19 protein-coding genes are annotated in these 19,831 nt (G+C 71.6%); 8 read left to right on the top strand and 11 right to left on the bottom strand.

What is annotated here, in order from left to right:
• Positions 1–183: 183 nt before the first annotated feature.
• The 5 genes from SRB17_RS12455 to SRB17_RS12435 are packed head-to-tail and all read left to right on the top strand — an operon-like array spanning position 184 to position 6,501.
• Positions 184–2,112 carry a maleylacetate reductase and hydroxyquinol 1,2-dioxygenase domain-containing protein gene (locus SRB17_RS12455; RefSeq protein WP_153537628.1) on the top strand — a complete coding sequence of 643 codons (1,929 nt, stop codon included), beginning with the start codon at positions 184–186 and terminating at the stop codon, positions 2,110–2,112.
• Positions 2,113–2,129: 17 nt separating this feature from the next.
• Positions 2,130–3,902: an FAD-dependent oxidoreductase gene (locus SRB17_RS12450; protein WP_153537626.1), complete on the top strand. Its 1,773-nt coding sequence runs from the start codon at positions 2,130–2,132 to the stop codon at positions 3,900–3,902.
• Between the two features lie 12 nt (positions 3,903–3,914).
• Positions 3,915–4,673 carry a CoA transferase subunit A gene (locus SRB17_RS12445; RefSeq protein ID WP_153537624.1) on the top strand — a complete coding sequence of 253 codons (759 nt, stop codon included), beginning with the start codon at positions 3,915–3,917 and terminating at the stop codon, positions 4,671–4,673.
• The gene (locus tag SRB17_RS12440; protein WP_153537622.1) at positions 4,670–5,314 is read left to right on the top strand and encodes a CoA transferase subunit B; all 645 of its coding nucleotides are present in this window, start codon (positions 4,670–4,672) and stop codon (positions 5,312–5,314) included. Before SRB17_RS12445 ends, SRB17_RS12440 begins: the two co-directional genes overlap by 4 nt.
• Positions 5,311–6,501 carry a thiolase family protein gene (locus SRB17_RS12435; protein ID WP_153537621.1) on the top strand — a complete coding sequence of 397 codons (1,191 nt, stop codon included), beginning with the start codon at positions 5,311–5,313 and terminating at the stop codon, positions 6,499–6,501. The genes SRB17_RS12440 and SRB17_RS12435 overlap by 4 nt, the downstream gene beginning before the upstream one ends.
• Before the next feature lie 234 nt (positions 6,502–6,735).
• Here the strand turns inward: SRB17_RS12435 and SRB17_RS12430 are convergent, their stop codons facing one another.
• Positions 6,736–7,605, bottom strand: coding sequence for a helix-turn-helix domain-containing protein (locus tag SRB17_RS12430; RefSeq protein WP_153537619.1), 870 nt, complete (start codon positions 7,603–7,605; stop codon positions 6,736–6,738).
• Positions 7,606–7,789: 184 nt separating this feature from the next.
• Here SRB17_RS12430 and lpdA point away from each other — a divergent pair, with 184 nt between their 5' ends.
• Positions 7,790–9,202: a dihydrolipoyl dehydrogenase gene (lpdA, locus tag SRB17_RS12425; RefSeq protein WP_323375428.1), complete on the top strand. Its 1,413-nt coding sequence runs from the start codon at positions 7,790–7,792 to the stop codon at positions 9,200–9,202.
• Between the two features lie 21 nt (positions 9,203–9,223).
• Here the strand turns inward: lpdA and SRB17_RS12420 are convergent, their stop codons facing one another.
• The 3 genes from SRB17_RS12420 to SRB17_RS12410 all read right to left on the bottom strand — a co-directional run bounded on the left by SRB17_RS12420 (position 9,224) and on the right by SRB17_RS12410 (position 11,536).
• Complete coding sequence (locus tag SRB17_RS12420; protein ID WP_153537614.1) at positions 9,224–9,931, bottom strand: B3/4 domain-containing protein; 708 nt, start codon at positions 9,929–9,931, stop codon at positions 9,224–9,226.
• A 59-nt stretch (positions 9,932–9,990) separates the two neighbouring features.
• Positions 9,991–10,638: an FMN-binding negative transcriptional regulator gene (locus SRB17_RS12415; RefSeq protein ID WP_153537612.1), complete on the bottom strand. Its 648-nt coding sequence runs from the start codon at positions 10,636–10,638 to the stop codon at positions 9,991–9,993.
• 61 nt (positions 10,639–10,699) lie between these two features.
• Positions 10,700–11,536 carry an EamA family transporter gene (locus tag SRB17_RS12410; protein WP_323375346.1) on the bottom strand — a complete coding sequence of 279 codons (837 nt, stop codon included), beginning with the start codon at positions 11,534–11,536 and terminating at the stop codon, positions 10,700–10,702.
• Between the two features lie 123 nt (positions 11,537–11,659).
• On the opposite strand from SRB17_RS12410, the gene SRB17_RS12405 reads away from it, so the two are divergent.
• Positions 11,660–12,244: an XRE family transcriptional regulator gene (locus tag SRB17_RS12405; protein WP_323375345.1), complete on the top strand. Its 585-nt coding sequence runs from the start codon at positions 11,660–11,662 to the stop codon at positions 12,242–12,244.
• 248 nt (positions 12,245–12,492) lie between these two features.
• Here SRB17_RS12405 and SRB17_RS12400 read toward each other — a convergent pair whose 3' ends face one another.
• Complete coding sequence (locus SRB17_RS12400; RefSeq protein ID WP_323375344.1) at positions 12,493–13,689, bottom strand: MFS transporter; 1,197 nt, start codon at positions 13,687–13,689, stop codon at positions 12,493–12,495.
• On the bottom strand, positions 13,686–14,276 hold the full coding sequence (locus SRB17_RS12395) for a helix-turn-helix domain-containing protein (RefSeq protein WP_153537610.1): 591 nt from the start codon (positions 14,274–14,276) through the stop codon (positions 13,686–13,688). The genes SRB17_RS12400 and SRB17_RS12395 overlap by 4 nt, the downstream gene beginning before the upstream one ends.
• Here SRB17_RS12395 and SRB17_RS12390 point away from each other — a divergent pair.
• Positions 14,275–14,796: a GNAT family N-acetyltransferase gene (locus tag SRB17_RS12390; RefSeq protein WP_153537608.1), complete on the top strand. Its 522-nt coding sequence runs from the start codon at positions 14,275–14,277 to the stop codon at positions 14,794–14,796. The two genes, SRB17_RS12395 and SRB17_RS12390, sit on opposite strands and share 2 nt — an antisense overlap.
• Positions 14,797–15,031: 235 nt before the next feature.
• On the opposite strand, the gene SRB17_RS12385 is transcribed toward SRB17_RS12390, so the two are convergent.
• The 5 genes from SRB17_RS12385 to SRB17_RS45370 are packed head-to-tail and all read right to left on the bottom strand — an operon-like array spanning position 15,032 to position 19,694.
• Positions 15,032–16,432 (bottom strand): GH1 family beta-glucosidase, encoded by a 1,401-nt coding sequence (locus tag SRB17_RS12385; RefSeq protein WP_153537606.1) that lies wholly within the window; start codon positions 16,430–16,432, stop codon positions 15,032–15,034.
• A 31-nt stretch (positions 16,433–16,463) separates the two neighbouring features.
• Positions 16,464–17,291, bottom strand: a complete 828-nt coding sequence (locus SRB17_RS12380; protein ID WP_323375342.1) for a carbohydrate ABC transporter permease — start codon at positions 17,289–17,291, stop codon at positions 16,464–16,466.
• A gap of 5 nt (positions 17,292–17,296) precedes the next feature.
• A complete protein-coding gene (locus SRB17_RS12375; protein ID WP_153537604.1) occupies positions 17,297–18,250 on the bottom strand; it encodes a carbohydrate ABC transporter permease in 954 nt (317 codons plus the stop codon).
• A gap of 11 nt (positions 18,251–18,261) precedes the next feature.
• Positions 18,262–19,515, bottom strand: a complete 1,254-nt coding sequence (locus SRB17_RS12370) for a sugar ABC transporter substrate-binding protein (protein WP_323375341.1) — start codon at positions 19,513–19,515, stop codon at positions 18,262–18,264.
• Between the two features lie 38 nt (positions 19,516–19,553).
• On the bottom strand, positions 19,554–19,694 hold the full coding sequence (locus SRB17_RS45370) for a hypothetical protein (protein ID WP_194294002.1): 141 nt from the start codon (positions 19,692–19,694) through the stop codon (positions 19,554–19,556).
• Positions 19,695–19,831: the final 137 nt, after the last annotated feature.

The following is a 19,831-nucleotide window of genomic DNA, read 5'->3' as shown; positions in this document are numbered from 1 at the left end:
CCCCGGCGCGCAACGAACAGCCAGGGCCGTTCGGTCCTCTTTGGCCCCGGGCCACCGCTGCCGATCCGGCGCGCGCGTGTTTCGTGCAGTGGCGCGCGCGGATCGTGCAGGAGTTCACGCGGTCGTCATTCGCATACTCGGTGGCCCAAGGGACGACCGGATGACACGCGGAGGCAGAGTTCCATGCGGAGGTTCGTCTACACATCCCACCCCGCGCGGGTGGTCTTCGGTGCCGGCACGGCCGGCCATCTCGGTGCGGAGGTCGAGCGGCTCGGCTGCTCCCGGGTGCTGCTGTTGACCGGCGGGACCCTCGCGGCGGCCTCCGCGCGGGTTCGCGAGGCGCTCGGCGGCCTGCTGGCGGCGGAGTTCGACGGCGCGGCCATGCACACCCCGGTGGAGGTGACCCAGCGCGCGCTCGACGTGCTCAGGGAGGCCTCCGTGGACGGCATCGTCGCTGTCGGAGGCGGTTCCACGACCGGCCTGTCCAAGGCGCTGGCTCTGCGCACGGGACTGCCACAGGTCGTCCTGCCGACCACCTACGCCGGCTCCGAGGTGACCCCCGTGCTCGGCGAGACCCAGGACGGACGCAAGGTCACCCGGTCGTCTCCGGACATCCTGCCCGAGACCGTCATCTACGACGTCGACTTCACCCTCACCCTGCCGCTGCCCCTGACGGTCACGAGCGGCGTGAACGCGCTCGCCCACGCCGTCGAGGCCCTCTACTCCGCCGACGCGAACCCGGTCACCGACCGGCAGGCCCTCGACGCGATCTCCCGCATCGCCCGGGCGCTGCCCCGCCTCGCCGCGGACCCCGCCGACCCGGAAGCGCGCGCCGATCTGCTGCACGCGGCCTGGCTCGCCGGAACCTGCCTCGCCACCGTGGGGATGGGCCTGCACCACAAGCTGTGCCACACCCTCGGCGGCAGCTTCGATCTCCCGCACGCCGCGACGCACACCGTCCTCCTGCCCCACGCCATGGCCCACAACGCGCCCGCGGTACCCGATGTGATGCGCCGTATCGCCGACGCCCTGGGCGTGCCCGACGCCCCCAGCGGCGTGTACGACCTGATCGCCTCCCTGGGCGGCCCCACCTCGCTGCGCGACCTCGGCATGCCGGAGTCCGGCCTCGCCCGCGCGGCCGAGCTGGCCGTCTCCACGCCGTACCCGAACCCGCGCGAGCTGACCACCGAGGGCATCGCGGAGCTGCTGGCCGGCGCCTGGCACGGACGCCGCCCCGAGGGACCGCCCGCCACGGAGGCCAAGCTGGCCCGTCTCACCGAACAGGTCGTGGCCAGCTTCGCGCAGACCCCCGACCCGCGCGTGCGCACCCTGCTGAGCGACCTGGTGCGGCATCTGCACACCTTCGTCACCGCACACGACGTCACCGATGCAGAATGGCAGCACGCCATCGACTTCCTCACCCGCACCGGCGAGACCTGCAGCCCGACGCGTCAGGAGTTCGTGCTGCTGTCGGACACGCTCGGCGTCTCCAGTGCCGTGGATCTGCTCACCAACTCCCGTACGCCCCACACCACTCCGTCCGCGGTGCTCGGCCCCTTCTATGTGGCGGGTCCGCCCGACACCCCGCACGGCGGCGACATCTCCGGAGGCCTGCCCGGCACCCCGCTCTGGGTGGACGCGCGATTCACGGACACCGCCGGCGCGCCGGTCGGGGACGCGGTCGTGGACGTGTGGCAGGCCAACGAGGACGGCTTCTACGACGTCCAACTCCCGGACCTGGAAGGGCCGGTACTGCGTGGCCGGCTGCGCACCGACGCCGAGGGGCGGATCACCTTCTGGTCCATCCTGCCCTCGGAGTACCCCATCCCCGAGGACGGACCGGTCGGGCAGATGCTCAAGGCGACCGGGCGCCACCCCTTCCGGGCGCCGCACCTCCACTTCATGGTCGACGCGCCCGGCCACCACCGGCTCGTGACGCAGCTGTTCGTGTCGGGCGGCGCCTACCTGGACAGCGACACCGTCTTCGGCGTCAAGGACGAGCTCGTCGTCGACTTCGCGCCACAGACCGGCCCCACCCCCGACGGCCGCCCGGTCGACGGCGAGTGGCGCCGGCTCGCCTACACCTTCCGTCTCGCCCCCCTGGCCGGATGACCGAGGAGCGCCCCGCCATGACCATCACCGACACGCAACGCGCGTACGACACCGACGTCCTCGTCGTCGGCAGCGGCCCGGCCGGGGGTTCCGCCGCGCTGCTGCTGGCCACCTACGGCATACGCACCCTGCTGGTGACGAAGTACGGCTGGCTGGCCAACACGCCGCGGGCACACATCACCAACCAGCGCACCATGGAGGTCCTGCGCGACCTCGGTCTGGAGTCCGAGGCGCTGGCCGTCGGCAGCCCGTCCCACCTCATGGGTGACACAGTGCTGTGCACCGCGCTCACCGGCCAGGAGATCGGCCGCATCCGCAGCTGGGGTACGGGACCCGCGTCGGCCACCGAATACGCCTCGACCAGCCCCTGCGAGATGATCGACCTGCCGCAGACCTATCTGGAGCCGATCCTGGTGAACAACGCGGCGGCCCGCGGCGCCAAGGTGCGTTTCGACACCGAGTTCCTCAGGTTCACGCAGGACGAGACCGGTGTCACCGCGTTGCTGCGCGACCGGGTTCGCGGCGACGAGTTCACCGTACGGGCCCGTTACCTGATCGGCGCGGACGGCGGGCGCAGCGCGGTCGCCGAGCAGCTCGGCCTCCCCTTCGACGGCCGTATGGCCAAGGCCGGCAGCATGAACATCGTCTTCAAGGCCGACCTCACCCGGTACTGCGCCCATCGGCCGAGTGTCCTGTACTGGGTGCTGCAGCCCGGGGCGGAGACCGGGGGCATCGGCATGGGCCTGGTCCGCATGGTCCGTCCGTGGAACGAATGGCTGCTGGTGTGGGGATACGACATCGAGCAGCCGCCACCGGAGGTGGACGAGGAGTCGGCGCGGCGGATCGTCCGCGACCTCGTCGGTGATCCCGGCCTGCCGGTGGAGATCACCTCCACCTCGCTGTGGACCGTCAACCACGCCTACGCCACGCAGTACTCGTCCGGGAGGGTCTTCTGCGCGGGCGACGCGGTGCACCGTCATCCGCCGTCCAACGGACTCGGCTCCAACACCTCCGTACAGGACTCGTACAACCTCGCGTGGAAGCTCGCGATGGTGATCCGCGGCGAGGCCGGCCCCGAGCTGCTCGACACCTACTCCGCCGAACGGGCTCCCGTCGGGCGGCAGATCGTCGAGCGGGCCAACCTCAGCCGTGACCAGTTCGGCCCGATCTTCGACGTCCTCGGCATCGGTGGTGGCGGCGACCACGAGGCCATCGCCGAGGGGCTCGCGGCGATCGGCGCACCGACGCCCGAGGGCGCCGGGAAGCGACGCCTGCTCGAAGAGGCGATCCGGCTCAAGAACTATGAATTCAACGCGCACGGCGTGGAGATGAACCAGCGCTACGTCTCCTCCGCGGTCGTGCCCGACGAGGGCCCCGCCGAAGTCTGGGAGCACGACCGGGAGCTGGCGGCCCGGCCGACCACCCGGCCCGGCGCGAAACTGCCGCACGCGTGGCTCGTCGACGCCCAGGGCGAGCGTGTGTCCACGCTGGACTTCGTCGGCGGCGGCACCTTCACCGTGCTGACCGGCCTGACCGGCGGCGTGTGGGACGCGGCAGCGGCCAAGTGCGCGGCGGACCTCGACGTTCCGCTGCGGGTGGTGCGCATCGGCGAGGACCACTGTCGTGACGCGTACGGCGAATGGACCCGGGTCGGCGAGATCGCCGAGGACGGCGTACTGCTGATACGTCCCGACGGCCATGTCGCCTGGCGCCGCGCCGGCGCGCCCGGGAGCGCGCAGTCGGCCCAGGACGAACTGCTCGGCGCACTGCGCCGGGTGCTGGCCCGGTAGGAGAGAAACAGGATGGACAAGGTGATGGCCACGGCCGCGGAGGCCCTGGCGGACGTGACGGACGGACGGTCGTTCGCCGTCGGCGGCTTCGGACTGAGCGGCATCCCCGAGGTACTCATCGGCGCCCTCTACGACAGCGGGGCGAGCGGCCTGACGGTCGTGTCGAACAACTGCGGCGTGGACGGCCGTGGCCTCGGCATCCTGCTGGCAGCGGGCCGCATCGCCCGGGTCACGGGCTCGTACATCGGCGAGAACAAGGAGTTCGCCCGCCGGTACCTCGCGGGCGAGCTGGAGGTGGAACTGACACCGCAGGGCACGCTCGCCGAGCGACTGCGGGCGGGCGGCGCGGGAATCCCGGCCTTCTACACCCCGACCGGCGTCGGCACCCAGGTCGCCGAGGGCGGACTGCCGTGGCGCTACGCCCCGGACGGCTCGGTCGCCGTGGCCTCGCCGCCCAAGGAGATGCGGGCCTTCGACGGCGTCGACCACATTCTGGAACACGCCATCACCACGGACTACGCGCTGGTCAGGGCGGCGCGCGGGGACCGCCACGGCAACCTCGTCTTCCGCCGCGCGGCACGCAACTTCAATCCGCCGGCCGCCATGGCCGGGCGCATCACCGTCGCCGAGGTGGAGGAGCTGGTCGAGCCGGGCGAACTCGACCCCGACGAGATCCATCTGCCGGGCGTGTTCGTGCAGCGCGTCGTGGCGCTGACCCCCGAGCAGGCGGCCGACAAGGGAATCGAGAAGAGGACGGTGCGCGAGCGATGAGCTGGAGCAGGGACGAGATGGCGGCGCGCGCCGCGAGCGAACTGGGAGACGGCGACTACGTCAACCTGGGCATCGGGCTGCCCACACGCGTGGCCGACTTCCTGCCGCCGGGCGTCGACGTCGTCCTGCACTCGGAGAACGGGCTGCTCGGCGTCGGGCCGTACCCGTCGCCCGACGAGGTCGACGCCGACCTCATCAACGCGGGCAAGGAGACCGTGACCGTGCGGCCGGGAGCGTCCTTCTTCGACTCCTCGCTCTCCTTCGGCATGATCCGCGGCGGCCACATCGACACCGCCGTGCTGGGCGCGCTGCAGGTCTCGGTGCGCGGCGACCTCGCCAACTGGGCGGTCCCCGGAAAGATGATCAAGGGGATGGGCGGTGCGATGGACCTCGTGCACGGCGCCGGCCGGGTCGTGGTGCTCATGGAGCATCTGACGAAGGACGGCACCTCCAAGATCGTCCAGGAGTGCACGCTACCGCTGACGGGCCGCGCTTGCGTGGACCGGATCATCACCGACCTGTGCGTCCTCGACGTCACACGCGACGGACTCGAACTCGTCGAGGTCGCACCCGATGTGACGGTCGATCAGGTAGCCGCCGCCACGCCGTTGTCCATCATTCCTGTGGGGAGCAACCGATGATCGAGCGACCGCGAGACGTGTACGTCGTCGACGCCGTCCGTACCCCCTTCGGCCGCTACGGCGGTGCCCTGGCGGGAGTACGCCCGGACGACCTCGCCGCCGGAGTGCTGCGCGCCCTGGTCGACCGCAGCCCCGGCCTGGACCCCGCGCGCATCGACGACGTGCTGCTCGGCAACGCCAACGGCGCGGGCGAGGAGAACCGCGATGTGGCCCGCATGGCCGTCCTGCTCGCCGGGCTGCCGGTCGGCGTGCCCGGCGCCACGGTCAACCGGCTGTGCGGTTCCGGCATGGAGGCCGTCGTCCAGGCGGCCCGCGCCATCGCGCTCGGGGACGCCTCCATCGCGGTGGCGGGCGGCGTCGAGTCCATGAGCCGCGCCCCCTGGGTGCTGCCGAAGCCGGAGCGGGCCTTCCCGGTGAAGGACCAGCAGCTGTACTCGACGACGCTCGGCTGGCGGATGGTGAACCCGAGGATGCCGGCGGAGTGGACGATCCCGCTCGGCGAGAGCGCGGAACTCGTCGGCGCGAAACACGCGGTCACCCGGGAGGCACAGGACGCGTTCGCGCTGGCGAGCCACCGCAACGCCGCCCGCGCCTGGCGCGAGGGCGCGTACGCGGGAGAGGTCGTTCCCGTCGACGGGGTGGATCTGGCCCGCGACGAGGGCATCCGGGACAACACCTCGCTGGAGGCCCTCGCCCGGCTCAGGCCGGCGTTCGTCGCCGACGGCACCATCACGGCGGGCAACGCCTCGCCGCTCAACGACGGGGCGGCCGCGCTGCTGCTCGCCGACGAGGCGGGGCTCGCGGCGATCGGGCGCGAGCCGCTGGCCCGGGTCCGGGCTGCGGCGGTGACGGGCATCGAGCCGCAGTACTTCGGGCTCGGACCGGTCGACGCGATCCGCAAGGTGCTCGCCAAGGCGGCGGTCACCGCCGGAGATCTGCACACCATCGAGCTGAACGAGGCCTACGCGGCGCAGGCGCTGGCCTGTCTGGCCGCGCTGCCGGAACTCGACCGGGAGGTGGTCAACCCGCGCGGCGGCGCCATCGCCATCGGCCATCCGCTGGGCGCCTCGGGCGCCCGCATCACCGGAGCGGTAGCGCACCAGCTGGCCGCGGCGGGCACCGGCACGGGCCTGGCCGCGCTGTGCATCGGGGTGGGCCAGGCGCTGGCGCTGGTATTGGAACGCTGAGGGGTCGCAGTGGGTCCTCAGCGGGACCGGTGCAGAAGGCCGTGGGTTCCTCCTCAGCCGGAGCGACACAGGAGGCCGTCGGGTCCTCCTGAGACAGACCGGCTCAGAAGGCTGTGGGGCGCCTCCTCAGCCACAGCGGCGCAACGCGGCCGTGGGGAGCCTCTTCAGCCGGACCGGCAAGGCCGTGGCGAGTCTCCTGGGCCAGACCGGCACACAAGGCCGTGGGAAGCCTCCTCAGCCGGAGCGCCGCAGCGCGGCCGGGGTGGTGCCAAGGCGGGCGCGCATCACCCGGGTGAGGTGCTCCTGGTGGGAGAACCCGCAGGTGACGGCCACCTCCGCGATCGGGGTGGAGCCGGTGCGCAGCAGCCGGCACGCGGCCTCAAGGCGCAGCTTGAGCAGGAACTGGTGGGGCGACTGGCCGGTGCTCGCCCGGAACCTCCGGGTGAACTGGCTCGCGCTCAGCGAGGCCGAGGCGGCGAGGTCCGCGATCGGCAGCGGTTCGGCGAAGCGCCGGTGCATGAGGTCGCGGACGGCGGCGAGCTGCCGGTCGGACAGCCCGGACCGATCGGGCACAGGCACCTCCGCGCGGACACCGTGGCGCCGTACGAGCTGCGCGGCGAGCATCCCGGTCAGCTGGTCGGTGTACGTGCGGGCCGCCGGCTCCCAGGAGCGGACCGTGCTCTCCAGCGCGAGCATGAGCTGTTCGGCGAGTGGATCCCTGGCCCCGAGCTGCTCGGTCAGCTCCACGGGCCGCCCGCCGTTCGCGTCGCGCAGGGCGTCGTCCGTGAGGTAGACGTGGATGGTGTCCAGCCGCCCACCCAGCTCGACGGCGAGACTCCGGCCGGCCGGCTGCAGGAAGAGCCCACCGGCCGGGACCGTCCGTGACCGCCTGTCCGCACCCTGTCCGCGCCGTACGGTGACGGGGCCGCTGAGGTGGAGGATCAGCAGATGGGTGGGGGCCGGAGCGAATGCCGCGCGGTAGGGCTGCTCCACCTGTGCGGAGAGATACAGCCGGTCCCATCCGAGCCCCGAGCTGCTGTGCCGGGTCCGTAGGCCCGGCTGCCGCAGGATGCCGACCGTGTCGGCCGGACCGAGTTCCGCCATGGTGCGACCTCCTCAGGGCACCCACATGGTTGAAGGGTAAACCAGGTGCCGGCCGTCGAGAAGCGACCCGGTCGCGCGAGTGAAGGTCCACGACCGCCGGGGAAGACCCTCCTGTTTGCCGCCCGCGTCGAACGGGGAACTCTGGCCGGAGCCCGCACGCGTCCCACTGCAGGAGGCATCGATGGTGGACGAGCAGGACGATCGCTTCGACGTGGTGGTACTCGGTGCCGGCCCAGGCGGCTATGTGGCCGCGATCCGCGCCGCCCAGCTGGGCAAACGCGTCGCCGTCGTCGAGCGGAAGTACTGGGGCGGCATCTGCCTGAACGTGGGCTGCATCCCGACCAAGGCCCTGTTGCGCAACGCCGAACTGGCGCACATCGTCACCCGCGAGGCGAAGACCTTCGGCATCCGCGTCGACGGACAGGTGTCCTTCGACTACGGCGAGGCGTTCCGCCGTAGCCGCAAGGTCGCCGACGGCCGGGTCAAGGGCGTGCACTACCTGATGAAGAAGAACAAGATCACGGAGATCGACGGTCACGGCACGTTCCTCGATCCGCACACCCTCCAGGTGTCCGGCTTCGACGGCGACACGCGCACCATCGGATTCGACCACTGCATCATCGCCACCGGCGCCACACCCAAGCTGCTGCCCGGCACCCGGCGCACCTCGCGCGTGGTCACCTTCGAGGAACAGATCCTCGCCGAGGAGCTGCCGGAGTCGATCATCATCGCGGGCGCCGGCGCGATCGGCGTCGAGTTCGCCTACATCCTGCACAGCTACGGCGTGAAGGTCACGATCGTCGAGTTCCTGGACCGTCTCGCCCCGCTGGAGGACGCCGAGGTCTCCGCCGAACTCGCCAAGCAGTACCGCAGGCTGGGCATCGACGCGCTCACCTCCACCCGCGTGGACTCCATCGACGAATCGGGCCCCCGGGTCCGCGTCACGGTCACCGGCAAGGACGGCTCCCCGCAGATCCTGGAGGCCGACAAGGTCCTCCAGGCGCTCGGCTTCGCCCCCAACGTGACCGGCTACGGTCTGGAGAACACCGGCGTACAGGTCTCCGAGCGGGGCGCGATCGACGTCGACGGACGCTGCCGTACGAACGTTCCGCACGTCTACGCCATCGGGGACGTCACCGCCAAGCTGATGCTCGCGCACGCCGCCGAGGCGATGGGCGTGATCGCCGCCGAGACGCTCGCGAACGCGGAGACGATGGAGCTGGACTACGCGATGATCCCGCGGGCCACCTTCTGCCAGCCGCAGATCGCCAGCTTCGGCTACACCGAGGCGCAGGCACGTGACATGGGCTACGACGTGAAGGTGGCGAAGTTCCCCTTCACCGCGAACGCCAAGGCCCACGGCCTGGGCGACGCCACCGGCTTCGTGAAGCTGATCAGCGACGCGAAGTACGGCGAGCTGGTCGGCGGACACCTCATCGGCCCGGACGTCACCGAGCTGCTGCCCGAGCTGACCCTGGCACAGCAATGGGACCTCACCGTCCACGAGATCGCCCGCAACGTGCACGCGCACCCCACGCTCGGCGAGGCGATCCAGGAGGCGGTCCACGGCCTGGCCGGACACATGATCAACCTGTGACGGACGACGCCGGTACAGGTCTCAGGCCGTGGCCCGGGGCCGGGTCGGGCCGAGGTGGTGCACGGCGGTCCGGTCGGCGTGCGGGGCGAGCAGCCCCTGCAGCTCGTCGGCCGCGACCTTGAGGAGGTCGCCGTCCCGGTCCGCGTGGAGGGTTTCGAGCAGGAAGACGACGTGCGTGGAGTCCTCGGTGACGCGGGTGCGATGGGCGTCGCGGTGGTTCCAGTGGCGGGTCAGGACGCCGGTGGTGTCGGCGTAGATGATCTCGCCGGGCCTGGGGTTCTCGACGCTGTCCGGTTCGCCGAGCGGAGTGAAGGACTCGGTGCCGTCCGCGTGGCGGATGTCCACGTCGCCGGCGACGCGGGCCAGGTCGAAGGCGCCGGCGGGCAGAGCGTGGCGTACGGAGACGGAGTTGTAGGAGTCGACGGCCGGGTTGATACGCGGCAGGCTTCCCTTCTTGGCGAGGCGGCGGCCGAGCGCGTCGACGCTGGGGCGGATGCGGCGGGGGTTGGTGCCGAAGGAGCGGTAGGCGGTGTGCCAGGCCTCGATGCGGGGGTCGGTCTCGTCCGCGGGACGCCAGGTGCCGTCGGCGAGTTGCTGCTCGAGGTCCTCCAGAGCGGTGGCGGTGTGGGGCCAGGGCTCGTGGCCGCGCAGGCCGGTCGCGGTGACCAGGGCGATGAGGGTGGTGGGGAAGGCTTCTGCCACGGCGGGGGCGATGCGGAAGGTGGTCATGGGAAGGGGTTCCGGTTCCGTTCTCGGCGTGCAGGCCTGCGTAGGTGGGGTGTTGGAGGTCACGGCGTCCAGGGGCCCCTGCGGTCCAGGCGGCGGAGCTGCTGCCGCGCGGTCGGTACGTCCAGGCCCTCGCCGCGCTCGGTGAGGCGGTCGGCGACGGCGGTGCGGTGCTCGACCGGTTTGTGGTCGTCGTACTTGAACTTGGCCCGCACGTCGGTGACTTCCAGGCGCAGGCCGCGGATGCCGGACAGCATCCGGCCGTACGGCGGCTGGTCCACGGCGACGGGGGCGTGGTCGCCGTCGGGCTGGAAATGGGCCAGCTGCCGGCGCAGCAGGTCGGCCTTCGCCTCGGGGTCGTCGACGATCTGGGCGCGGCAGGTGAACTGCACGGCCGCGTAGTAGCTGGTGGGCACGCCATCGGTGGGCGCGGTGCCGGGCTGGGCGCGCCAGGGGCCGGGGATGAAGGCGTAGTCGCCGATGACGGTGAAGGTGACGTTCGGGTCGTGCTCGATCGTCTGCCAGACCGGGTTGGGCCGGGCGAGGTGGATCAGCAGGTGTGTGCCGTCGCTGGTGAAGTGGGTGGGGACGACCATGGGCGGATGGCCGGGCAGGCCGTTGACGCTCAGCTGGCCGAAGTCGTGGCCTTCGGCGATCCAGCTCTGCCATTCGGCTTCGTCGAGGCCGGCGTCCCAGGGGTGGATCAGCATGCGGTTCTCCTTGCGTGGCCGCGCACGGCGGCGGGGGCTGCGTGGCCGCTCGGGTCGGGGCTCAGGTCAGGGCCAGGAGGCTGACGGCCACGGCGGCGGTGCCCAGGCCGACGAGCTGGCCGCGGTGGATGCGTTCGGCGAGCACGCCGCGGGCGAGCAGGACCGTGCCGGCCGGGTAGAGGGCGGTGATCACGGCGACGACGGTCAGGTCGCCGCTGCGGGCGGCGAGCAGGAACAGCAGGTTGGCCACCGAGTCCAGCACGCCGGCGGCCGCCGACATCGCGTACGCCGGGCGCTCCGGCCCCAGCCTGCGGTGCAGTAGCCCGGCCGCGGCCAGCGTGACCGCCGAGGAGACGGCCCGGCCGGTGATCAGCGGGGCCAGGCCGCTGTCCGAAGGCGCCTGGTGCAGGAAGATCAGCTGGAGGGCGATGGCCGCGCCCGCGCCGAAGGCCAGGAGGAGCGACGTACGGGAGGGGCGGGCCGAGCCCGGGCCCTGCCCGGCGCTGACCAGCACGACGGCGAGCAGCGCGAGCGGCAGCCCCACCAGCCCGGCGGCGGTCAGGTGCTCGCCCTGCAGCAGCCCGACGGCGACGGGCAGCGCGGCGGAGACCAGCGCGGTCACCGGCGACAGGACGTTCATCGGGCCGATCGCCAGGGTTCGGTAGAGCAGGGCGAACGCGGCGGCCGAGGCGACCCCGGACGCGGCGCCCCAGACGAGGGCCCCGGAGCCGAACGAGGCACCGAGCACCGGCCACAGCAGCAGCTCGACCGCGAGACTGGCCGGGGCCGCGACCAGCACGGTCCGCAGCACATGGGCCTTGCGGGCGCCGAGGCCGCCGAGGAAGTCGGCGCATCCGTACGCGAGAGAGCTGCCCAGGGCCAGCAGCAGAGCGATCACAGCACTTCCCTTGCAGTCAATGGAACGACCACACGGTACAGCGAACCGACCATTCCCTGTCAACCGAATGACCGTGCAGTACATTCCAGTGGTCAAGACATAGGTGATGAGGACGGTGATCAGGTGGCCGAGACAGCCGCCGCCCTGCGGTCGGTCGCGCACAACGTCCGGGCGGCCCGCATCCGCGCCGGGCTGTCCCTGGACGAGCTCAGCCGGCGCGCCCAGGTCAGCAAGGGTGCCCTGGTGGGGCTGGAGAAGGCCCAGGGCAACCCCAACCTGGCCACCCTGGTGCGGCTGGCCGACACCCTCGGCATCTCGGTGTCCGCGCTGATGCAGGGGCCGGCCGAGGGCCGCGTCCGCGTCGTGTCCGTCGACGCCGTCGCGCCCCTGTGGACCGGGGAACGCGGCGGCGAGGCCCGCCTCATGCTGACCACCTCCGGCCCCGCACCGGTCGAGGTCTGGCGCTGGCGGCTGGAACCGGACGAGGAGTATCCGAGCCACCCCCACCAGGCCGGCGTCGTGGAGACCGTCAGTGTCACCTCGGGCCGCTTGACCCTGGTCGTCGACGGCGCGGAACACACCGTCGCAGCCGGCCAGACCGCCACGTTCGACGGCGACACCCCGCACACCTACCGCGGCGCGGGCACCGAGACCTGTCACCTGATCATGACGGTCCACCTGCCGCCCGGCCCTGCCGGCAGCCTGTGAAGCCCCACCGCCGGCCCAGGACATGCACTGCGAGCAGGGCGATGTCGTCGGCGCGCTGCCGGTGGGCTCCGGCCGCCCCGACGACGGTGTCGATGAGTGCGTCCAGGTCGCTGCCCTGGGTCCGGGGCAGATGGCGGTGAGGGCGGCGATCGAGCATGAGCCCTGGGGCGAGCGGAACCTCGGTCGGGGACGCCGCGTCTCCGGGCCGGCGACGGTCGGTACGCCGTCGCCGACCCGCGGTCGCCACGTCACCCGGGACGTGTTCGCCGCCCCCACCCGCCGCACGCGGCCAGGCGATCCGCGAGCGTGAGGGCGGCGGCGAGGAGCAGCGCCGTGAGGGCGGTGAGGGCGGTTCCCCGCCAGCCGAAGGTGTCGAGCAGGGGCGCGGCGAGGGCGGTGCCGAGGGCACCGGCCGTGAAGTACAGCACGAGGTAGACGCTGGTGAGGCTGCCCGAGCGGTGCGGGTCGAGCGCGATGACGCCGCTCAGGTTGGCGGCCTGGGCGGCGAAACAGCCGGCGTCGAAGAGGGCGAGGCCGAGCGCGGTGACCGGCGGGTTGTTCAGGCCGGTGGCCAGCAGCGCGGTTCCGGCGGCAGCGGCCGGCATGCTGGTGACGATCACCGTGGCCGGGGTCCAGCGGTCGGCCAGTCGTCCGGTCAGCGGAAGCACACCGAAGCCCAGGAGCCCGGCCAGGCTGTACAGGCCGATGGCGGTCGGCTCCAGGGAGTACGGCGGCCCGGCCAGGGCGAGGGCGAGGGCGACCCAGACGACGTTGAAGGCGAAGTACCACAGTCCGCCCACGGCCACCGCGCGCCGCAGTTTCGGGAACTGGCGCGGCAACGGATGCAGTGACATCAGAGCGGCGCGGTAACCACGGTCGGCGGCAGGCCGTTCCCGGGGCAGGAGCGCGGCCGCGGCGATCGCGCCGAGCAGGGCGAGGGCCCCGAAGGCGAGAAGCATCCGCCGCCATCCCAGGATGTCGGTGAGCGCTCCTCCCGCAAGTCGGCTGAGCAGGATACCGGCCGACATACCGGCGGACACCGTGGCGACACCGGTTCCGCGGCGCCCGGGCGGCGCATGGCGTCCTGCGATGTTGCTCGCTTGGGCCGCGACGCCGGCGGCCGCGCCGATGAGCAGGTACGCGGCCAGGAGAACGGCCGCACCGGGTGCCGTCGCGGCGAGGGTGAGGGCGGCGGCCAGGGCGGTGAGCTGGACAGCCACCAGCCGGTTGGGGGCGAGGTGATCGGCGAGGGGAAGCAGGAGGGCGAAGCCGGTCATGCAGCCGGCGAGCGCGGCGGTCGGCACCAGGCCGATCACCGAGAGAGGGACGCCCAGTTCGGCGGCGACGGCCACGAGCGCGGGCTGGACGGCGTAGTTGTTCGCGATCGCCGTCCCGGCTATGGAGGCGAGGAGCAGAATTCCGCCTCGGGGAAGAGGGCGGGTCACGGCCGCGTGCCGCGGGTGAGGATCACCGCGTAGCGGCACTCCGTGTCGGTGGTGTTCACGAAGACGCGCTCGGCGGGCTCCCCGAGTTCGATGGTGTCCCCTGCGTCGAGTTCGTGGACCGTGTCGCCGTCGTGAAAGGTCAGACGGCCCTCCAGGACCCAGACGACCTGCCGCACGAAGGCGAAGGCGGCCGCCGGGTACGGCACCTGGGCGCCGGCGGGCAGGCGGATCTCGGCGACCTCGGCGGGAAACCGCGGTCCGGTGATCTGGCGGCGCCGGTAACCGGTGCCGGGGTCCCGCCACTCGGCCGTGTCCGTCCGGCGGCGCACGCCTGTCGCGCTCAGCGAGTCGTCCGGCGTCCCTTCGGCCAGGGCCAGCAGGGAGGCGATGCTGAGCTGGAACGCGGCCGACAGCTTGCCCAGGACGACGGCGGTGGGGCTGCTCTCCCCGCGCTCGATGCGGCTGATCATGGCCTGCGACACACCGGAGACGTCCGCGAGCTGGGCCAGGGTCCACCGGCGGCGTTCACGCTCGGTGCGGACCCGGGCCGCGATCCGCCCCACCAGGGGATCTACTATGTTGGACATGAATCCAATATACGAGAGAGGCGCTACCGCCGTCAGCGTCCGCCGGGCCCTGCCCGGCGACGCGGAGGCCATCCGGGCCATCCGCAACCGCGCGATCGAGCGCTCCACGGCCCTGTGGACACAGACCCCGCAGTCCTCCCCGGAGACCGTCAGGTGGCTCGCGACCCACCTGGAACGGGGCTCGGCATTCGTGGCCGAAACAGCGGGCGACGTGGCGGGGTTCGCCGTCTACGGCCCCTGGCGGGATCTGGACGGGTACCGCCACACGGTCGAGGACTCGGTGTACGTCCGCGAGGACCGGCACGGACTCGGCATCGGCTCCGCGCTGCTTTCGGCCCTCATCGACTCGGCACGGGACGCGGGCCTCCACGTCATGATCGCCGGCATCGAAGCCGAGAACGCCGCGTCGATCCGACTGCACGAACGGTTCGGGTTCCAGCACGTCGGCACCGTGCCGGAGGTCGGCACCAAGTTCGGCCGATGGCTCGACCTGACCCTCATGCGCCTGCCCCTCACCTGAACGCTCTCCGGTTCGACGGGATCGGCCGGCCCCCTGCCCGGCCGCCGCATTCGACGCGGTCCTGCTGTTCGCCGTGCTGATCTGCGTCCCCGGCGCCGAGGCCCGGCACGGGCCGATCGCCGACCTGGACCGCGTCCTCAGGCCCCGCGCGATCCTCTGCGTCAGCAACCGCTCCTGCCGGACGACACCGGGCCGGTGGCATCGTCGAGTGCCATGCCCGCGCCCGGCGCACTCGTCACCTTCGCTGTGCCGCGATCATCGCCCTGTACCAGTGGTAGCTGTCCTTCGGAGTGCGCCGCTGGGTTTCGTAGTCGACGCGGACGATCCCGAAGCGCTTGCCGTAGCCGAAGGCCCACTCGAAGTTGTCCAGGAGGGACCACACGTAGTAGCCGCGGACGTCCACGCCGGCGTCCATGGCGGCGCGCAGGGCGTGGAGGTGGTCGCGCAGGTAGGCCACGCGCTCGGTGTCGTGGACCGATCCGTCGGGGCTCACCTCCTCGTTCTCCGCGGAGCCGTTCTCCGTGATGTGCACGGGTGGCAGGGCGTCGCCGTAGCGGTTCTTCAGTCGCACCAGCAGATCGGTGAGACCGGCGGGGACGACCGGCCAGTCCATCGCGGTGTGCCGTACGCCCGGGAGCCGTAGCTCCTCGTAGCGGTTGTCGGTGGCCACGCGCCGCGTCGGGTCGTCCTCGCGGTAGCGGGCGTCGGCGACGACGATCGGCCGGTAGTAGTTGATGCCGAGGAAGTCCAGCGGCTGCGAGATGAGTTCCAGGTCGCCGTCCCGCCGAAAGTCCTGCTCCTTGATCAGTTCGCCCCAGGTCTCCTCCTCCGTGGCCGGGTAGCGGCCCGCGAGGAGCGGTTCGGTCCACACCAGGTTGTGCTGGGTGTCCGCGCGGACGACAGCCGCCAGGTCGGCGGGCGAGCCGGTGGCCGGCAGGTTGTGGTCGAGGTTGAGGGTGATGCCCACCTCGCGTGCTCCCGCCTCCCGTAGCGCCCGTACGGCCAGACCGTGGCCGACCAGGAGATGGTGGGCGGCGGCCAGGGCGCCCCGGCCCTCGCGGGCGCCCGGGGCGTGCCGGCCGACGGAATAGCCCAGGAAGGCACTGCACCAGGGCTCGTTGAGGGTGATCCAGCGCGGCACGCGGTCGGCAAGGTGCTCGGCGACCACGGCCGTGTACTCGGCGAACCGCTCCGCCGTCCCCCGTACCCGCCAGCCGCGCCCCGCGGAACCACTCTCGGACGGAGTCTCCAGGGCCTGCGGCAGGTCCCAGTGGTAGAGGGTGGCGGCGGGCTCGATGCCGGCCGCGAGCAGCTCGTCGACGAGCCGTGAGTAGAAGTCCAGGCCCTTGGGGTTCACCGGGCCGGTGCCGTCCGGAACGATGCGCGGCCAGGCGATGGAGAACCGGTACGATCCCACGCCCAGCTCCCGCAGCAGGGCCACGTCCTGCGGATAGCGGTGGTAGTGGTCGCAGGCGACGTCACCGGTGTCGCCGCCGGCCACGAGGCCGGGGGTGTGGCTGTAGGTGTCCCAGATCGACGGACCGCGGTCGTCCTCTCGGGCCGCGCCCTCGATCTGGTAGGAGGCGGTGGCGGCGCCGAACATGAAGCCGGGCGGGAAGCGGGGGAAGTCACTCATGGCGTTGAGGCCCATTCGACACGTGGGTGGGTCACTTGACGGAACCGCCGGTGATGCCGGCGGCGATGTACTTCTGGGCGAGGACGAGCAGGATCGCGGCCGGCACCGCGGACAGCACGGACGCGGCCATCACCGAGCCCCAGTCGCCGACGTGCGCGCCGATGTACTGGTAGATGCCCAGCGTGACCGGCTTGACGTGGTCCGTGGTGTTGAGGGTGAGCGCGAACATGAAGTCGCTCCACGCGAACAGGAAGGCGAACAGCCCTGCGGTGATCAGCGAGTTGCGGCTCATCGGCAGCACCACCCGCACGAACGTCCGCACCGGCCCGGCACCGTCCATCTGCGCCGCCTCGATCACCTCGCCCGGGATCGAGACCATGAAGGAGCGCATGAGCACGATGGAGAACGGGATGCCGAGCGACGCGTCCGCCAGCATCAGGCCGAAGTAGGAGTTGACCAGGCCCAGGTCGACGTACGAGTTGTACAGGGCGTTGGCGATGACGATGCCCGGCACCATCTGCGTGATCAGTGTGCCGAAGACGATCGTCCGTGAGCCCCGCAGCCCGAACCGGGCCAGCCCGTACGCCGCCGGGGCGGAGATCGCCAGGCAGACGACGACCGCTCCGAGCGAGACCACCAGCGACGTCAGCAGGTGACCGCCCTGGTCGGTCAGGGCCTTGGAGAAGCCGGACAGGTCCAGGCTGCCCGGCACCGGGTCGACCTGGAGCAGACCTGCCCCCGGCTGGAGCGCGGTGTTGAGCATCCAGTACAGCGGGAAGAGCATCACGCACAGGATGAGAACGCCGGCGACGGTGGATGCCCATCGGCGCCTGGATGTCGTGGGCGTGGGAGAGGCCACGGACGTCACTTCCCCTCGGTGCGGTTGGCCCGCAGGTAGAACACCGCGAACACCGCGGAGACAAGGATGAGTACGTTGCCGACGACCGCGCCCGCGCCGAAGTCCAGCTGCACGAACGAGCTCTGGTAGGTGAGCGTGCCCAGGGTCTGGGTGGCGTCGGCCGGGCCGCCGTCGGTGAGGGCGAGGATCAGGTCGAGGATCTTCACCGTCGACATGAAGCCGAGCACCAGGACGACCGTGATCACGGGCCTGAGCATCGGCAGGGTGATCGAGCGGAAGGTCCGCCAGCCGGAGGCGCCGTCCAGGGAGGCCGCCTCGTAGAGCTCCTTGGGGATCTCCTGCAGACCGCCGTAGAGGATGACCATGTTGAAGGGGATGCCGATCCAGATGTTGACCAGGATCGCCGACAGCAGGGCCATGCCGGGGCTGGTCAGCCACGGGGTGTGGCCGCCGGGTCCGAACGTGCCCAGGAACGAGTTCAGCACGCCGGTGTCCTGGTCGAGGATGCGGCGCCAGACGACGCCGGACACCACCATGGGCACCAGCCACGGCAGCAGGATCAGGGACCGCAGGACCCCGCCCAGCGGGAACCTCCCGTTGAAGAACACCGCGAGGGCCAGGCCGATGCAGAACTGCCCGAGCAGCGAGCCGGCGGTGAACAGGAGGGTGTGCCACAGCGCCTTGCCGAACAGCGGGTCCTGGAAGACCTTCGACCAGTTGTCGAGGCCGTTGAAGGGGGCATCGCCGGTGAAGAAGGTCTTCGGCGTGTAGTGCTGGAAGCTCATCACGACGTTGCGGACGAGCGGGTAGCCGAAGAACAGCAGCATGAAGACGACGGCGGGAGCGACGAACCCCCACTGCGCCAGACGGCGCCGCAGCCGGATCCGCCGCGGATCCGGGGTTCCGGTCCGTTGCCGTGTCGTGGCACGCGCCGGGACGGTGACGGTGGACGTGGTCATGTGCGCTTACCTCAGTTCCCGCTCGTGGCCCGCTGCTGGGCGCGCGTCAGGGCTGCTTTGCTGGACTCGCCGGTCAGGGCCGACTGGAAGGCGCTCTGCAGGGCGAGCGACACACTCGACCAGCCGGCACCGAGCTCGGCCGTACGGGAGCGGGCGGCTGCCACCTGGTCGGCGAGGGCGTCCAGTTCCGGCACCCGCTTGCGCCACACGGCGGCGGCCTTCTCGTTGGCGGGGACCATCCAGCTGTTGAGCGCGTAGGTGAGCTGCTCCTTCTCACTGGACAGGCAGGCGACGATCCGCCCGGCCATCCGCTCCCGCGCCCTGTCCCCGGTGTTCGGCACCGTGAGCGCGGCACCGCCGAGGGGGCCCACGGACTTGTCCCCGGCCTGCGGCACCGGGATCCGCGCGATACCCCAGTGCAGGGACTTCTTGGTGTTCAGGGTCTCGACCTGCCAGGGGCCGTTGATCATCATCGCGGCGTTGCCCGCCATGAACTGGTCGTTGACGTCCGCCTGCGTCCAGCTGACGGTCGACTTCGACAGCGAGCCGTCCCCCAGCAGGGACTTCCAGAAGTCCAGGGCCTCGACGACCCGCGGCCCGTCGAGCTGCCTTTCGTCGCCGCCGTTGGACCACATGAACGGCGTGAACTGGAAGACGCCGTCCTCGGCGCCGCCCGCGCTCAGCGCCAGGCCGTACTGCTTGCCGTGGGTCAGCTTCTGCGCGGTCCGGCGCAGCTCGGCCCAGGTGCCCGGGATCTTCAGGCCCGCCCTGGCGAGGATGTCCTTGTTGTAGAACAGCGCGAGCGTGTTCACCGAGCGGGCCGCGCCGTAGTACGTCCCCTTGTACGAGCCGAAGTTGACGATGCCCTGGGGGATGTCGTCGGTGCTCAGGCCCAGTGTCCTCAGGTCGATCAGCCCGCCGGCCTCGGCGAACGTCGGCATCTCGGAGGCGTCGAACTGGACGATGTCCGGGAGCGACTTCGAGGACGCCATGCGCAGCGCCTTCGTCATCACCTGCGCGGCCGGGACGCTCTGCTGCTCGATGGTGACGCCGAGCTGCTTGCCGCACCGGGCCATCGCCTGCGCGTCCCAGCGGTGGTAGGTCTCGTCGGTCGAGGAGTTCATCACGGTGTACACGTCGCGGTCGCGCTGCTGTCCGCATCCGGTCAGGGCCGCGCCGGCGACCAGGACGGAGACGGCGGCGAGCGGCGCCACGGCCCCGCGGGTGCGTCGGCGGCGTGCGGCAGCCGGAGTGGGTGCTGTCACGGTGGGTGCCCTTGCGTAGGAGAGGGAGGTACGGCGGCTCAGCGGGTGCCGGGCAGGTGGTCCATGGCGTCGAGGACACGCCGTGTGGCGTCGCCGAGCCGGTCCCGTCCCTGCCGGCCGACGGTCCACCGACCGAACGTGACCCTGTCCTGGGAGGTTTCGTTGAAGCGCTTCGACATGCTGCGACCCTTGCTGTCGTCTCACTCGGCATCGTCGCCGGAGAATTTGTTCGCCGGGATGACTAATACGTCAATCCTCGGTGTCGCGCTAGCCCTGTGTACGTGTCCATCTGAACACCCTCCGAAGTCACGCTTCG

The sequence above is a fragment of the Streptomyces sp. RB17 genome (assembly GCF_009604455.1).
GTDB lineage: Bacteria > Actinomycetota > Actinomycetes > Streptomycetales > Streptomycetaceae > Streptomyces.
This window is presented reverse-complemented; position numbering and strand designations above follow the sequence as displayed.

Bases quoted from the DNA above. Each gene is read 5' to 3' on its own strand.
- SRB17_RS12455 (WP_153537628.1), top strand. From the start codon at position 184: ATGCGGAGGTTCGTCTACACATCCCACCCCGCGCGGGTGGTCTTCGGT.
- SRB17_RS12450 (WP_153537626.1), top strand. From the start codon at position 2,130: ATGACCATCACCGACACGCAACGCGCGTACGACACCGACGTCCTCGTC.
- SRB17_RS12445 (WP_153537624.1), top strand. From the start codon at position 3,915: ATGGACAAGGTGATGGCCACGGCCGCGGAGGCCCTGGCGGACGTGACG.
- SRB17_RS12440 (WP_153537622.1), top strand. From the start codon at position 4,670: ATGAGCTGGAGCAGGGACGAGATGGCGGCGCGCGCCGCGAGCGAACTG.
- SRB17_RS12435 (WP_153537621.1), top strand. From the start codon at position 5,311: ATGATCGAGCGACCGCGAGACGTGTACGTCGTCGACGCCGTCCGTACC.
- SRB17_RS12430 (WP_153537619.1), bottom strand. From the start codon at position 7,605: ATGGCGGAACTCGGTCCGGCCGACACGGTCGGCATCCTGCGGCAGCCG.
- SRB17_RS12420 (WP_153537614.1), bottom strand. From the start codon at position 9,931: ATGACCACCTTCCGCATCGCCCCCGCCGTGGCAGAAGCCTTCCCCACC.
- SRB17_RS12415 (WP_153537612.1), bottom strand. From the start codon at position 10,638: ATGCTGATCCACCCCTGGGACGCCGGCCTCGACGAAGCCGAATGGCAG.
- SRB17_RS12390 (WP_153537608.1), top strand. From the start codon at position 14,275: ATGAATCCAATATACGAGAGAGGCGCTACCGCCGTCAGCGTCCGCCGG.
- SRB17_RS12395 (WP_153537610.1), bottom strand. From the start codon at position 14,276: ATGTCCAACATAGTAGATCCCCTGGTGGGGCGGATCGCGGCCCGGGTC.
- SRB17_RS12385 (WP_153537606.1), bottom strand. From the start codon at position 16,432: ATGAGTGACTTCCCCCGCTTCCCGCCCGGCTTCATGTTCGGCGCCGCC.
- SRB17_RS12375 (WP_153537604.1), bottom strand. From the start codon at position 18,250: ATGACCACGTCCACCGTCACCGTCCCGGCGCGTGCCACGACACGGCAA.
- SRB17_RS45370 (WP_194294002.1), bottom strand. From the start codon at position 19,694: ATGTCGAAGCGCTTCAACGAAACCTCCCAGGACAGGGTCACGTTCGGT.